General features: G+C 46.5%; 17 protein-coding genes and 2 pseudogenes. 6 read left to right on the top strand and 13 right to left on the bottom strand.

The window, feature by feature from the left end:
- The 11 genes and pseudogenes from RMO27_RS23790 to accD all read right to left on the bottom strand — a co-directional run.
- Nucleotides 1-147 (bottom strand): annotated as a pseudogene (locus tag RMO27_RS23790) (sugar phosphate nucleotidyltransferase); the annotation flags it as partial.
- Nucleotides 148-191: 44 nt separating this feature from the next.
- Nucleotides 192-3,059 (bottom strand): GAF domain-containing protein, encoded by a 2,868-nt coding sequence (locus RMO27_RS07965; RefSeq protein ID WP_396133640.1) that lies wholly within the window; start codon nucleotides 3,057-3,059, stop codon nucleotides 192-194.
- 103 nt (nucleotides 3,060-3,162) lie between these two features.
- The gene (locus RMO27_RS07960; RefSeq protein ID WP_309731098.1) at nucleotides 3,163-3,684 is read right to left on the bottom strand and encodes a chemotaxis protein CheW; all 522 of its coding nucleotides are present in this window, start codon (nucleotides 3,682-3,684) and stop codon (nucleotides 3,163-3,165) included.
- Nucleotides 3,685-3,721: 37 nt separating this feature from the next.
- Nucleotides 3,722-4,084, bottom strand: a complete 363-nt coding sequence (locus RMO27_RS07955) for a response regulator (RefSeq protein ID WP_309731097.1) — start codon at nucleotides 4,082-4,084, stop codon at nucleotides 3,722-3,724.
- 2 nt (nucleotides 4,085-4,086) lie between these two features.
- Nucleotides 4,087-5,178: a response regulator gene (locus RMO27_RS07950; RefSeq protein ID WP_309731096.1), complete on the bottom strand. Its 1,092-nt coding sequence runs from the start codon at nucleotides 5,176-5,178 to the stop codon at nucleotides 4,087-4,089.
- On the bottom strand, nucleotides 5,179-5,337 hold the full coding sequence (locus RMO27_RS07945) for a hypothetical protein (protein ID WP_309731095.1): 159 nt from the start codon (nucleotides 5,335-5,337) through the stop codon (nucleotides 5,179-5,181).
- 139 nt (nucleotides 5,338-5,476) lie between these two features.
- Nucleotides 5,477-5,629, bottom strand: a complete 153-nt coding sequence (locus RMO27_RS07940; protein WP_309731094.1) for a hypothetical protein — start codon at nucleotides 5,627-5,629, stop codon at nucleotides 5,477-5,479.
- A 492-nt stretch (nucleotides 5,630-6,121) separates the two neighbouring features.
- Nucleotides 6,122-7,351 carry a DNA double-strand break repair nuclease NurA gene (locus tag RMO27_RS07935; protein WP_309731093.1) on the bottom strand — a complete coding sequence of 410 codons (1,230 nt, stop codon included), beginning with the start codon at nucleotides 7,349-7,351 and terminating at the stop codon, nucleotides 6,122-6,124.
- A 154-nt stretch (nucleotides 7,352-7,505) separates the two neighbouring features.
- Nucleotides 7,506-7,838, bottom strand: coding sequence for a cytochrome c6 PetJ (gene petJ, locus RMO27_RS07930; protein ID WP_309731092.1), 333 nt, complete (start codon nucleotides 7,836-7,838; stop codon nucleotides 7,506-7,508).
- 234 nt (nucleotides 7,839-8,072) lie between these two features.
- Nucleotides 8,073-8,564: a photosystem II cytochrome c-550 gene (psbV, locus tag RMO27_RS07925; protein ID WP_309731091.1), complete on the bottom strand. Its 492-nt coding sequence runs from the start codon at nucleotides 8,562-8,564 to the stop codon at nucleotides 8,073-8,075.
- A gap of 321 nt (nucleotides 8,565-8,885) precedes the next feature.
- Nucleotides 8,886-9,761: an acetyl-CoA carboxylase, carboxyltransferase subunit beta gene (gene accD, locus RMO27_RS07920; RefSeq protein ID WP_309731090.1), complete on the bottom strand. Its 876-nt coding sequence runs from the start codon at nucleotides 9,759-9,761 to the stop codon at nucleotides 8,886-8,888.
- Nucleotides 9,762-10,032: 271 nt separating this feature from the next.
- On the opposite strand from accD, the gene RMO27_RS07915 reads away from it, so the two are divergent.
- From RMO27_RS07915 to RMO27_RS07890, 6 genes are all read left to right on the top strand, one after another.
- Entirely contained in the window at nucleotides 10,033-11,667 is a 1,635-nt protein-coding gene (locus tag RMO27_RS07915) for a serine/threonine-protein kinase (protein ID WP_309731089.1), read from the top strand.
- Nucleotides 11,668-11,764: 97 nt separating this feature from the next.
- Entirely contained in the window at nucleotides 11,765-12,109 is a 345-nt protein-coding gene (locus RMO27_RS07910) for a hypothetical protein (RefSeq protein WP_309731088.1), read from the top strand.
- Entirely contained in the window at nucleotides 12,110-12,289 is a 180-nt protein-coding gene (locus RMO27_RS07905) for a hypothetical protein (RefSeq protein ID WP_309731087.1), read from the top strand.
- Between the two features lie 20 nt (nucleotides 12,290-12,309).
- Nucleotides 12,310-12,762, top strand: coding sequence for a DUF433 domain-containing protein (locus RMO27_RS07900; RefSeq protein ID WP_309731086.1), 453 nt, complete (start codon nucleotides 12,310-12,312; stop codon nucleotides 12,760-12,762).
- Between the two features lie 27 nt (nucleotides 12,763-12,789).
- Nucleotides 12,790-13,071, top strand: a complete 282-nt coding sequence (locus RMO27_RS07895; RefSeq protein WP_309731085.1) for a DUF4258 domain-containing protein — start codon at nucleotides 12,790-12,792, stop codon at nucleotides 13,069-13,071.
- A 4-nt stretch (nucleotides 13,072-13,075) separates the two neighbouring features.
- Entirely contained in the window at nucleotides 13,076-13,300 is a 225-nt protein-coding gene (locus RMO27_RS07890) for a type II toxin-antitoxin system MqsA family antitoxin (RefSeq protein WP_309731084.1), read from the top strand.
- 7 nt (nucleotides 13,301-13,307) lie between these two features.
- Here RMO27_RS07890 and RMO27_RS07885 read toward each other — a convergent pair whose 3' ends face one another.
- Both RMO27_RS07885 and RMO27_RS23785 read right to left on the bottom strand, forming a co-directional pair.
- Nucleotides 13,308-13,523, bottom strand: coding sequence for a hypothetical protein (locus RMO27_RS07885; RefSeq protein ID WP_309731083.1), 216 nt, complete (start codon nucleotides 13,521-13,523; stop codon nucleotides 13,308-13,310).
- 160 nt (nucleotides 13,524-13,683) lie between these two features.
- A pseudogene (locus RMO27_RS23785) lies at nucleotides 13,684-13,857 on the bottom strand (DUF433 domain-containing protein); the annotation flags it as partial.
- Nucleotides 13,858-14,317 lie beyond the last annotated feature (460 nt).

The following is a 14,317-nucleotide window of genomic DNA, read 5'->3' as shown; positions in this document are numbered from 1 at the left end:
CGCAGAAGGCTTTACCGCTTCAGCATGCTTTACAACTTGATTGTCGTAAAAATAAATACCTGGCACGGCAAAATTCGATTTTGGTTTTGCGGGTTTTTCCTCCAGACTTAACACATTTTCCTGATCGTCAAAGGCTACGATTCCATAACGACTCACTCTTCCATAGGTTGGCTTAATTCCAACTGTGCTGGTCAGTGCAGCCGGTTGGCGGATTGAACCACTAGTTCGACTTCTTGAGCGAAGTCGGCGACTTCTTTACTCGAAGCTGCCATTAAGTCCACTTGGATCAAGGCGCGATCGAGCTGTTCGAGTTCTTGTTGCGCTTGAGCGGAGAGGTTATTGACCAGCAGGTTGTTTTCGCTAGAGGTACTGCTGACGCTGGTTGCGGCGGTTTGGACTTGGCGGACTAGTTCGCGCAAGCTCTGAATGGTGGTATTGTAACCATCGGCGATCGTCCCGATTTCGGTTTCCGATAGGGGCGCACGCACGGTCAAGTCACCTCGGAAGGAGGGGGCGATCGCTTTGAGGACTCGCAGCGCTTCGGATTCCAATTCTTGACGGTTAGCACGTTCTCGATCGACGATCGAGGATAACTCCTGTTCTTGAGTTTTCACCCGGTCGAGGTATTCAGCTAGTTGCAAGGCGACGCCGATTTGGAGGGCGACTTGCTCGATGACGGAGGATTCGGAGACATCCCACACGCGGGGGGCATCGTTTTGATAGACACCGAGTAAACCCCACAGCACGCCACCTTTGAAGATGGGGGCGAGGATATAAGCTTTCGCCTGATATTTCTCTAGCGATTGGATGTAGCAATCGGGGAAATTTCTGGCGTAGATATCATTGACAACCGTAGACTTAGAACCTTTGGCGTATTTACCACCCTTGGTGCTTTGGAGATAGGTATCTTCTTCGGTAATATCTTTTTGCGCCCATTTCCGCAGGATACAGCGATCGCTGGTCGCCCGGTTGCCAGCTAGGACTTCATCTTTCTTCTGTTCGACTAATAGCGACACCCAGCCACTACCGACGGATTCGGCGACGACTTGACCGCTCCAATCTTCATTAAACTCATAGACGACAGCGCGATCTGCTTTGGAAGCTTGGCGGATCTCTTGGACGACGCTGGCGAAGACATCATCGACGACTAAAGATTGGCGAATGCGCTCGGAAATCCGGTTGATGGTTTGTTCTTGATCGGCACGTTTTTGGAGTTGTTTGATATAGTCGATTTGCTCCATCGCAATCCCGACTTGTAGCCCCATTTGTCGGAGGGTTTCGATTTCTTCCTCTTGCCATTTGCGGACGCCGGAGTTTTGATAGGCGGCGATCAGTCCCCATAATTTGCGATCGGCACCAAAGATCGGCGCGAGCATGTAGGAACGAGCTTCAAATTGTTCGAGCAGTTGGACGTGGCAAGTTTGGTGGCCAACGGTATAGATATCATCGACAGCAAAACATTCGCCGTCTTTGTACCGACCGCCTTGCGTCCGTTGGAGAAAAGTATCTTGGACGATATGGACGGTTTCGATCAAGTCTACCCAACCAGGGGCGGCAGATTCAGCAATAAAGCGACCGCCCCAATCAGCATCGAACTGATAAATCGCTAACCGATCGGTTTCGAGGAGTTTGCGTCCTTCTTGAGTCGCGACCTGGAAGACAGTTTTCTCATCTTTAGCACTGCGGAGCCGCTCTTGGAGTTTGGAGAGTCCGCGTTCCCGTTGGAGGCGTTCTTCCATTTTCTTGGTCTGGAATTGGGCGAGGCGGCGGCTGGTAGTTTGTTGGAGCGGGAAGCTAAATGTTTTGGCATAGTCGAGCATCGTCTGGAGGTCGGATTCTTGCCAGTTGCGTGCGCCGGAGTTTTGGTAGACGCCCAACATCCCGACCAGTTGGTTGTTCTTCAAGACGGGGACGACGATGTACGCCTTCATTTGCAATGGTTCGAGGGATTCTAATAAGCAGCGATCGAATCCTTTGGCTTCAATATCATTGACGACGTAATAAGGCTTGAAATTCTCGCCGGTAATCGAGTAATCCAAATCGAGTGATGTCCCAGCTTTCGCCCAGTTGACGCCCACGGATTCAGCGATGACATTACTGCTCCAGTCTGGATTGTAAGCGACGACCATCGCTCGATCTGCCTGCAAGTTGTGGCGGATCTGATCCAGTGTGGCTTGCATTACTTCCTGTGCTTCGATCTCGATCGCGGCTAATAAATCGCGGCGTTGGGATAATTGCAACAGGGGTTGATTGGGCTGGACAGCCAGCGTCAGTTCTAATGATAATTGGGACAGGCAAGCAGTTTCTGCTTCTGTCCAGGTCCGGGGGCGATCGCACTGGTGGACGACCAATAAACCCCAGACCCGACCCAAGCTGTAGCTATCGGTAGTTGCCGAGTAACCGTTGATCAGAATCGGTACGGCGACAGTCGCCTGGACTTGATACTGTTCTAAAATTTGCTTTTGGTAAGGGCTGGTTTCGCTATTAATCAACGCCATCACCCGTTGGGATCGATCATCGGTGAATTGCTCGAACCCAAAACCAATTTGGGGGATTTCGGTATTCAGGGTGGGGGTCAAGCCCGATTGAACGGCTTCGGCGATCGATCGACCCATGCTCGCCCCAGTCAATTGATAAATCAGGACGCGATCGGCATTTAGCAATGCTTTGATATCGGCAACTGCACTAGTGAATGCCGCCATCGGTGATGGAGCTTGTCTGATTTTGGTAGCGACTTGATGAATTTTATCGGCATTGATGCTAGCCGTTCCTACTGGAGCTGCTGCAGTGTTGCTGGGGGTAGTCAAGAAACCAGCTAATTCGCGGGCTTTGCGGAGATTTTGACGCAGCGGTTCGCTACCCGCACTATTGGAGCTTTCGAGTTTAGCTTGAGTTTCTTGGAGCAGAGATAATAGTTGTTGTTTGGCGTTGGTGCTAGTCATGGTATTGCGATCTTGATTAGACATCTGAAGTGACTCTGGTGATGGAATATTGGGGTTGAGCGATTCTGTTGCTTGATCCGATCGATCTCCTGGGGAGCTAAAGAGATTTTTTAACATATGCAATAGGAATTAAGAATTAATAAATCTCGATCTGCTAATTAATATCTGGCGATCTGTGCGTGTGCTAGCTGGGATTTTGACTAGCAATTAGTTGGAACTCTTAGCGAATCGATTTAATCACGCGATCGAGATCGACGACAACTCGTGATTGGCGATCGGCATCGATAAAATAACCTGATAAAAACAAGCGCATCCGATCGCTAAACATCAGATCGCTAATCGGCAAACATGCTTGGAGTGCGTGGGTTTCGATCGTGCCGACCCGCTCGATTAATAGGGCGACTGTTTCATGTTGCACCTGAAATAACATTCCCATGCCAGTCGATAACTCTGGCGCGCTCAGATAACCAGAACCGCCCATTAGATGTGCTAGATCCAAGACCCAAGTAGCTTTACCACCATAATTAATAATCCCCAGTAAGGACTCATGCATTTGGGGCACTGGCAGGATTTCCGACAAGGAAATCTTAATTGTGGCTTGCAAATCCACCAAGGGAATTAACGCATTGACACTATCGCCGATCGTAAAGCCAAGAAATCTTTGGCTTAATTCGCGATCTTCAAGTTGTCGAGCTGGGAGTTGATCGATTAGGGGTGCGGCCTGATTGATAATTTGATTCATAATTTATAACTCATAACTTATAATTCACGATCTCAGCTCAACCAATTAACCGATTGACTGTTTGTAATAGCGTCGGTTCGTCTACAGTTTTGCTCAAATAAGCATCAGCCCCGCTCATGTCGCCCCAAGTCCGATCGATCTGCTTATCCTTGGTAGAATAAATCACGATCGGAATACTTTGAGTGGCTGGCTCAGTCTTGAGCTTGCGGCATAACTCGAACCCACTTTCACCAGGTAAAATCACATCGAGGACGATTAAATTTGGTTTGAAAGTTTTGAGTCGAATCTCAGCTTCTTCACCACTAGTCACGACCAAGATCGAAAACCCCTGGCCTTCCAAGCAGCGTTTGAGTTTGTCGGCTTCTAATTTACTATCTTCAACAATTAAAATTTGGCTCATGACTATTCACTAACTCCAACAAGATATTTTTCGATCATTTTTAAAACGGCCTCTTCCTGGACTGGTTTACCCAGAAATCCAGTCGCCCCCACCATCTTCGATCGCATCCGATCGATCAGGCCATCCTTACCCGTCAAAATGATGACGGGGATATGCTTTAAGCTCGGAGTTTTCCGAATTTGTTCGCATACTTCATAGCCATTGGTAATGGGCATTAATAAATCCAAAAAGATAAAATCTGGTTTGTTTCTAATCAAGCTCGGCATGATTTTGAGCGGATCTTGCACGCCATAACACCGGAATTTATGTTCGGTGAGAATCCGTTCTAAAGATTGATAGATCAAGATACTATCGTCGATACAAGCAATCAAGGGACTCTCTAAACTGCTGGCTGGCTTGGTAATCACCACCGGACTAGCCGGTTGACCGATTTCGCTACTAAAGCGATCGCTTAAGGACTTACTGCTGGGATCGAGATTACCCGTCCGCTCGGTTTTCGACAGCGGTAAAGCCGATAAATTGATGAATCCCGATCGCAACAGGGGCAGTAAAACACTGGTGAAATTGATAGCAGATTGACGATGCCGAACGGCTAAACTGCGGAGCGATTTGTGCCCATCGATCGCCTGGACGATCTTGTGTAAGCTCGGATTGTCAGCCAATCGTGACAGATCCAGCGACTGCGACACAATCGCAAATAAACTGGGTGCATAAGCCGCTAATCCCACATTCGACCATTCTTGCCAGGATTGAATCGCTCTAGTCAAAATCGGATCGATTTCCAGTAAGGGTAATACCAAATTTAGTTGGCTATTGCCCGCACCAGTTTGGGTGAGTTGATAGGAGAGCTGATTGCCACTCCGCTGACTGAACTGAATGATATCGAATAAGTTTTCGACAGTCATTCTCGCGACCAACTCCGCACATTGTTGGCGATCGATTAGCTCGACAACTAATAGCTCTGCCAGAATATTTGAATCTAAGGTACTTTGATTGGGATTATTGACTTCGGCTAATTTATCTGCTGGCAAATCGAGTTGCGCCAAAGTCAGATTGCGCTGCCAACAATTAATTGGTTCGACACCACCACCCACTCAGCCGATTCTTCCCATCCGAAAGGACAAGATCCAGCTCAGATCTGGTTCGACCTTGACGATTAAATTGCCGCTAAAAGACTGCGACTTAATCTCTTTTAATTTAAGAATTAAATCTTTAAAACTCAGCCCTGCCGCTCTTTCGCTACTTTGAACCATTGTTTTTTACCATCAACCCACTAAAAATTGCTTTGAGGCTCTACACCTAATATTTGGATACAATCAATATTTGAAATCGATCGATAATTGCTAAAAACTAGATACTTAAATTAAATCGAGTGAAATCCAACATTATTTTCTAGTCAATGCTAATAATTAATGGTAGAGAAAGAACAGTAATTTGGGTGCGATCGAGATCGCTAAATTTTTGGACGAGGAAGCTGCATGGCATTTTCGATCGATCGCCATTGCCCACTTTGTCTGAAGCCTCCGATGCCAAATCAATAGTCATATTCGACCTGTTTTCGATCCCCACTTCAATATTGTTCCCAGAACTCACCCAGAAAAAACAAACCCAACCGAAAATTACTTATCGGTTGAGCAGAGCGATCTTGATCGGCTCATCATGGCGATCGCTATTTAACATAAATTTGGGATAAGAATTTTCGTTGGCGATAGCCTCTCCTTGGAGAATCGAGAAACTCCACCCACAGATCGATTCCCATTGCGGAGCTAAGGCGAAGCGCGCCCCGCTTCTCGCAAATCGAACCTTACGCAGGGGAGTTTGATGGGGCGGCGACCCAAAACACGCGGAGGTTTCCTCCGCATGTGTTTGGTTCAAGACGCGTCCCGCCTCCTCAAGGGGGGGACTGGGGGTCGGAACCCCCAGATCCGGGTTCTGTCCTCACTAGAAACAGCCACCAAGCACAAGTACATATCGTTACAGCTCGGCTTATTACAAGTATTTAATTGGCGATCCTCAACCCTGAATTCACACCTCTAATCAAGCAATGCTGCCACGTTTGCGAGTTTCCTTATAAGACGTGCCAATATTCCGCAATCCCGTCTTAATCAATTCCTGTTCGAGCAACGCAAAAAAGCTCGATCGATCGGCACCACGCACCACTGCTTGATTATGAGCCTCCGCCAGCGCGACCGGATAACCATAGCCTTTATTGACTTGAGCGATAATCAAACTCAACGCCATCCCCGCTAATGCCTCATCTTGTGCCACCCAAGCAGGTACCTCAATGCGAGCGATTTCGGTGCCAACATGCAAATAGCAAAAATACACCTTGTGGCGATCGTCATACCAATCCAAGATCTTGGCGGTACTCTGCCACCAACAGCTCCGCTGTCCTGGAGCTAGCCGTGTATTCCACAAGGTAGTATCCCGCACCCCCTCAAACTGCTGACAGGGCAATTTAGTCGCATCGGCACAATGAGTCGGACAATCTGGCACATCATGCGGACAAGTCAACAACCGCAGCAAATTGAGATTGTCAATACTCCGCGACGAACTCAGATAACCGACGAACGGAATGCCTGCAACTCGCAACTCTTCCCACGCCGCTAAAATCGGATTGAGAATTTGTTCGCGAGCATCGGTCGGTAATTGTTCGAGAAACCAGTAGACTAATGAGCCATCTACCATCGCTAAGGTCGGTACGCGCGGCTGGATGGGGTGCGGATCTGTTGCGACCTTGTCATCAAACCCAAACGGTGGGGCAACCCAGTTACAGCCCAATTCGGCCAAGACTGTCGCTTCCGACACCGCCCGCCGATAACCCAGCCACTCTTCGGTACTAATTCCCCACTGCCGAGAAATATACAAATCTGACTGTTGATAAAAAACTTCGGGAATGCTGTCTAGCAATGGGTGCAAATTTTGCCCATAATGAATCATCACTCTTCCGACATTGATCAGGTAGCAATAGGCAATTTCATGATGACTGGGGGCGATCTGCGAGCCGTCAGTAGCGAGGACGGTTTGTTGAGCTGGTGGCGCGGCAATATCGATGCGGGTATCGAGGGGTTCGACGGGAATGGAGGTATTAAAAAACAGCCGATTGCTCCACTGCTGCTGGATCTGGGCTAGCTCGACTTGGCGATCGATCGCTTGCTGAAGAGATGTCGTGGCTAGTTGCAATCGTTGCTGGTTGGCAGTATTTTCCCGAACTAAATGCTGGCCGATGCCTGGTAATTGTTTGGCAACTTTGTTGATATCTAGCATCTTTCTCAAATAACAAGTGGCTGGTAAGTACCGAGTCGCGATAGAGAATAACTTATCACATAAGCAATTTCTCGATCGACCATCTGCACTTACCAGCCACAATTATTGATGCCTTCGGACTAGTCAACCAGTCAGGAGTCACCAGTCTAATCGACTACCAACCTTTTTCAGATTGAGCCAAGACATAAGAAGCTACATCTTCGATTTGAGCGGCACTGAGTCTACCACCAAAAGCCGGCATGGCATTTTTACCATTAGTTACTTGAGTAGTAATCGCAGCTACCGAGTTCATACCGTATTCTGCCAACGCTTCTTTTTTGAGATTCTTGTTGGCCATGATCACATTGTTACCACCAGCATGACAAGCCGCACAGTTAGCACTAAAGATTTTGGCTCCGTTAGCCACTTCCGCAGCCATAGCTGGCGAGCTAAAAGCGATCGAACACAATGTAAATACTAGGGTAAAAATCGAAATCAGCTTCTTCAAAACGGTTCTCCTCTCTAATCTAAAATTAATAAACCTAAACTATCAACACATTATTGTAACCAAATGCCTGGGTAGTGAGTAGTAAAAGTACTTATCTGTATTGAAAATTTAACAATTTGGCAACTGCCTTAGCAGTTGGTACTTACCTCAACAACTACCCTTTCTGGCTCGATCGATGATTACATCCGTTGCCAAATGCCAGATCTGACCGATCGAGATTTCAGCCACTAGTTACTATCTAACTGTTTTACCACCGCCCCATTGCTCGCCCACGATTTTGGGCTGCATCAGGATATGTCCGGCGATCGCATACATATCATTCTCAGAGAGGTTTTTCATCTCTGTGAAAATGTCAGCACTATCCATACTGGGATGCAACTCAGCGATCGGAGTTTCACCATCATAAGTAGTGGGATGATGCATGTAGTCCACCAATGCCACGATATTATCGCGCGAGGGTGTGGCTCCAGATAGATCTACCGGACTCAAACCGACGTTAAAATCAGTTTTGGTGACGCCACCAGCATGACATTGGGCACAAGTGGAAGCAAACAGTTGTCTGCCTTGGTTGACTTGTTTGAGATTGAGGGTGACGGTCTCACCCTGCGAATTTAATTTGACTGTGCGGGTTGCAGCATCGAGTTCGATGGCATTAGCACTGGTAACTAAGGTTTGGAATGCAAACAATATGGTTGCCACAGCCAGCAACAGGAATCGCTTGAACATGATTCTCCCTCGAAAAGATAACTTTAAATTAGATGATAATTACACAACACAGCTAAACTCAAGACCAAAGCCACAGCTATCTTATATTACCCATATCATCTCATTATCTCGGCTCAGAGTTCGCCCTTTCTCCTCATAAAGTAAAGAAAAATTTACAATCAGTGAATAGTGGATAGCGAAAAGTGCGGGAACAGGGGTTTCCCCATGTAGAGCACCTTTTCAAGACAGTGGTTCGTGTATGGTGAAAGACGAGAACGCTTGCGTTCTCAAAATCAAAAATCGATTCTTTCCTCTCCCAAACTATCCACTATCCACTTTTCACTATCCACTAACCTGATGCAACCGAATCAACTGTGCCACGGTCTGCTTGAGCTGGGTGCGGGGCACGATCTTGTCGATAAAACCTCTTTGCAGGGCGTATTCGGAGGTCTGAAAATCGTCGGGTAGCTTTTCGCGCAGGGTTTGTTCGATCACGCGTCTGCCCGCAAATCCGATCGTCGCTTTGGGTTCGGCGAGAATCAGATCGCCGAGCATGGCAAAGCTCGCGATCACGCCGCCAGTAGTGGGATTGGTGAGGATCGGTAGATAGAGCAAGCGGGCTTCGCGGTGACGTTCGAGGGCACCAGAGATTTTGGCCATCTGCATCAGACTGAGCATCCCTTCTTGCATTCTGGCACCGCCCGAAGCACAGACGATCGCGACGGTCATCCGGTGGGCAGTGGCATACTCGATCGCGCGCGTTAGTTTCTCACCGACGACAGATCCCATACTCCCACCCATAAATTGGAAGTCCATCACCCCCAAGGCCATTGGCAATCCTTCAATTTTGCCCGATCCGGTGAGGACGGCATCGATCAAGCCAGTTTTGGCTTGAGTGTCGCGCAACCTGTCGCTATAACCTTTGAGATCTCGAAATTTCAACGGATCGGTCGGCTGGAGCCTTTCGTCCATGGGCAGCCAGGTATTCGCATCGATCAGTTGCGCGATCCGTTCGTGACAAGATACGCGCTTATGGTGTCCGCATTCGAGGCAGACCATTTGATTGGCTGTCAGTTCTTTGGTATAGGCAATCGCGTTACATTTTTCGCACTTCGTCCACAATCCATCAGCAATCTCCCGCTCCTGTTGCTGCTGAATGCTGGGGCTAGTTTTCTGACGATCGGCAAACCAATCAAAAAGGGACTGAATTTGGGGCATATAATAGCGATCGGTAAACAGTTGTCAGCAAATTATGATGCAGACTGATTCCCATCTATTATCTCGTGTTTGGGGGAGATTTATCATCAGGTTTAGCGATAACTAACTCAGGAGATCGATCGAGTGGATGTTGCGGTTCCAGTTGTAGTACCAACCCGATCGATTTCACCGACTTGATCGGGTCTGCCGAACTTGCTTAGATCCGGCGACGATCTTGACTGTAGCATTGAGCTAGAATTCATATATAGTGCATCCTCATCTATACACAGCCATGAGCTATTGCCTCAACCCCAATTGTCCTGCGCCCCAGAATCATCATGAGGAAAAAATTTGCAAAGCTTGTCGCAGCCAATTACTCCTGAAAGGTCGCTATCGAGCATTAAGCTTTCTGGATAGTGGCGGGATGAGTCGCAACTTTTTGGCAGTCGATACCGACATGCCAGAAGAAAAACGCTGCGTGATCAAGCAGTTTTTCCCAGCACCACAAGTATTAGACGATCCCGAAGCTTTTGAAAAATCGATCGAATTGTTTCAACGGGAAGGGGCGCAGTTAGACAGGTTGGGTGTTGAATCTACACATATCCCCCAATTGTTCGCTTATTTGGAGCAAGAGCGGCGATTTTATCTGATCCAAGAGTTTATCGACGGCCAAAATTTGCTCAAGGAGCTAGACGAACATGGGGCGTATTCAGAGGCCAAAATCCGGCAGCTATTGGACGATCTATTACCAATTCTCAAATTCGTCCACGATCGCGGGACGATCCATCGCGATATCAAGCCGGAAAATATCATGCGGCGCAAAAATGGCGAATTGGTAGTGATCGACTTTGGCATGTCCAAACATCTCAATAGTACGGTAATGTCGCGAGGGACGACTGGCGGCACGATGGGCTATGCGCCACCCGAACAGATTCGAGCGGGAGTTGCCTATCCAGCCAGCGATATCTACGCGCTAGGGGCGACCTGCATCCATTTGCTGACCGATATCAATCCCGATCGGTTGTATGATTTCATGAGCAATAAATGGACGTGGCGGCAGGAATTAGCCAAACAAGAACGCCAGATTGACGACGAGCAACTGGCAACAGCGATCGATCGAATGGTGATGAATGAAGTTCAGGATCGCCATCAATCGATTTCGTGCATTATTGAGGCATTAGCGGCTCCGCCAGTCAATAATTGGCGATTGAAAGCGATGGCTGGTACCGCCATCGCTATGCTCCTAACTACAGGTATGGTCGCCTATGCCAATCAAGACCAAATTGCATGTCAACTTGGCGGACACAATCGCATTTGTCCGCTACCATTAGCCAAGATCGAGCCGCCGCAATCGCCTCAAAAAATTGGTGATGTCCTCTACTATCCGTATCTAACGGCCAAAGACCGTCGTGGCAATTCGGCTGAGATTAATATGGCAGTATTGAGCGATCGCTATGAATGGCAATTGGCTTCCGATAGTCAAGTCAAACTCAAGGGCACAACCACATCCTTGCCACTTTCCGTGCTCAAACAGGAATTGGAAAAGCAAGGGATCTTTAAAATTATGGATAATCCCAACCGGATTGTTGCTCTCGGCACGGCATCTTGTGAAGGCAGCAGCGCAGAGGAAGAATTACGCGCATTCAATCGCGCCAAAACAATTCAAGACCAACTTGTCAAGCAATTATTTGCAGTGAAAGAGTACCCCGTGCTCAATCTCGGTCAATTTAAACGCGATAATTGTCAGCGCAATGCTCAAGGAAACTCGCTCCAACGCCGATTGGTAATTGTAGGAATGCGCAAAGAAACAGCAGGGTTGGAAGTGAAAGCAGCACTATATCAAAGATTGGCTAAGACAATTAAAGATCTGAATCTCAATGATTATTCGCAGGGGACTGAAGACAAGTTTGAATTGAAAAAACCATAGCTCAATCTTGATATCAAATGAATGACCTTGCAAACCGATTGTCATGGTAACTTTATGTAGTAAAATACAACTATAATCTTAGAGTTCCTAACTGCTTGTGGCGACACTATCTCCAGACACTTCAGCTAGTATTGCTCTGGTCAAGGCTCAATGCCTAGCAACGATCGATCTTGCCAGCAAAACTGAATGGAAACTATTTACGAGGTTTGGTGAAATAGAAGAAACATTGGTAGTTCTCTCCGAACTGAAGACTGTTGCAGAAGAAGCAAGTGATGCCTTCACTCGGCTTAGTAGTTTACAATTGAAGGTAGCAACTGCCAAACCAGATATATCTGCCGCTCTAGCCAGGTTGGTAATGGAGTCTAAAGGACGAATCGAAACTAGAATTCCAGCATGGCAGCGGAGCATCGAAGAAATCCTCTTGACTTGGAGCCTTCCCTAAATGAGTAGTCCACAAATCCCAGATCTTGCCACTCGCATAAGATCGATCGAAAGTCTTCGCCAAACCCGCAGAGAAATCGCCGAATTTAACCAAGAACTAGCCGAAATAGAAGCTCAACTCGATCGAGAGTTATACGCTCAAAAATTAGCACGGATTGGTAAAAGTACGCCAACGAAATAACTCTAAGATCTCTATTATCTATGGACGCTCAAGAACTCCAGACGCAGCTTCTAGCACTACCTATTTCTGAAAAGACCGAAATACTTCAGGTACTTATCCAAAATCTAACTAATTCGGGGACTGGAATTATTAAAAAGCCTGGAGTTGTGGGCGGCGATGCTTGTATTGCTGGCACTAGAATACCTGTCTGGGATCTGGTTGAGTACCGACGGATGGGCGCAAGCGATCTAAAAATCCTTGAAGCATATCCTCAGCTTACTGCAACGGATCTTTATCATGCGTGGGTTTATGCTGATGCGTTCCCTGATGAAATTAACGCAGCGATCGAGGCAAATGAGGCAGCCTATATGATAGCGTCATATGCTGACGAGCAATTTCCGTTACCAGTAGTAACAAGACTAAGGGCAAAGAGTTATGATGTTTTAACTGTACTAGATGCAGGGAATGCAAATCAAGCAAATCGACTAAAATAACATTTAACAACAGTAGTATTCAGACTAGTGATCGATCGCACTCTCATTTTCTCAAGCCATGCAGTCAGACGGATGTTTGCGCGAAGAATATCTGAAGCAGAAGTCGAAATTGCTGTCGATCGAGGCACAATTATTGAATCATATCCAGACGATACTCCATTTGCTAGTTACCTGGTGCTAGATTTTATAGATGCTTGTCCGATTCACGTCGTTTATTCAATTGATGAATCGACAAATGTAATTTACGTTATCACTGCTTACAATCCAGATCCAGCAATCTGGGAAAATAACTTTAGTGTTAGGAAATAAATCGATGAAATGTGTCCTTTGCAAACATGGAACTACTTACACTGGAACTGTTAACGTTACGCTAGAACGGGATAATTGCATTATTGTTCTCAAAGATGTACCTGCTGATATTTGTGAAAATTGCGGTGAGTATTATCTCAGTCAAAGTACAACAGCAGCAGTTCTCGATCGTGCGGAAAGATCGATCGATCGCAATGCCGAAGTTGAAATTCTTCGCTTTGCTGCCTAACTATCGATTATTCTAATTCTAATAATTGAGCCAGTCTATGAGCGGCTTGATGAGAATCGAGAGGCGACCAAACTTCATAAGTTGCGCCAGCTTTTAGAATTGGTTCTTCCTCTTGTGCTAATTGGTATCGTTGAACGTATTTACCTCTTACGCCTCCTTGCATCTGAGCAAAGTCATATTCAGAGCGTAATTCATCTTCTAACTCGTTAATTTCATTGCTCATAACACTATGGGCTATTGTATCAATATTAGATTTCTCGACATTGACCTGCTTTAAATTCAGAGATCGCTTCTTCTGCTAAAGCTTCTAGTTTCCCTTCTGCGATATCTCGTTCTATTTGCTCATCCCAACGCTGGTAATCAACATCAAAGATCCATTTTCTTACAGCTTGGATCGATCGAGTGTTCAGTGTTGGGTAGTTTTCTAAAACCTGCTGTTCTGTCCACCCTTCTGAAAATAGTCCGAGAATGAATTCAACGGATAGCCGAGTTCCTTTGATTACAGGCTTTCCAATCAGAATTTTGGGATCTGAATGAATATATGTTTTCCAGTCCATGATTTAGTTATCCTCTGGGGCTTTTGTCTATTATCCTTGATTGGCTTGGGTTATTGCGATGCGATCGATCGAATCCCCAGCTTATCCTAAGCCACATCACGAGATCGAATCTCAAGCATCTGAAGACTCGATCGAACAACTAACCGATCGATCGAATCCCAAGACTATCCCAATCTATATACTGAGATAGAGCCTCAATAATCTGGGGAATCAATTGAATAACTGACACTGCAAATAGATCGAGTAAAATACTTGAAGTGATTCTCCGGTATTAATGTCGCAAAATTTCTTACATGGTTTTTAAGACTGAAACAGCTTGTGGGAGCTATTATGTGATAAAATAGGACAAACGATCTATACTTGGGCACAACAAATAACGTGTTACATCGTCAAAAAGCTCTACTAATGATTCTTCAGCAAGTTGGATCTACTGCATCCAACTTGCAAATGATGAAGTGGG

This window comes from Chamaesiphon sp. OTE_75_metabat_556, from assembly GCF_031378165.1.
Taxonomy (GTDB): Bacteria; Cyanobacteriota; Cyanobacteriia; order Cyanobacteriales; family Chamaesiphonaceae; genus Chamaesiphon.
Note: the sequence above shows the minus strand (reverse complement) of the source record. Positions and strands in the feature narration are given on the sequence as shown.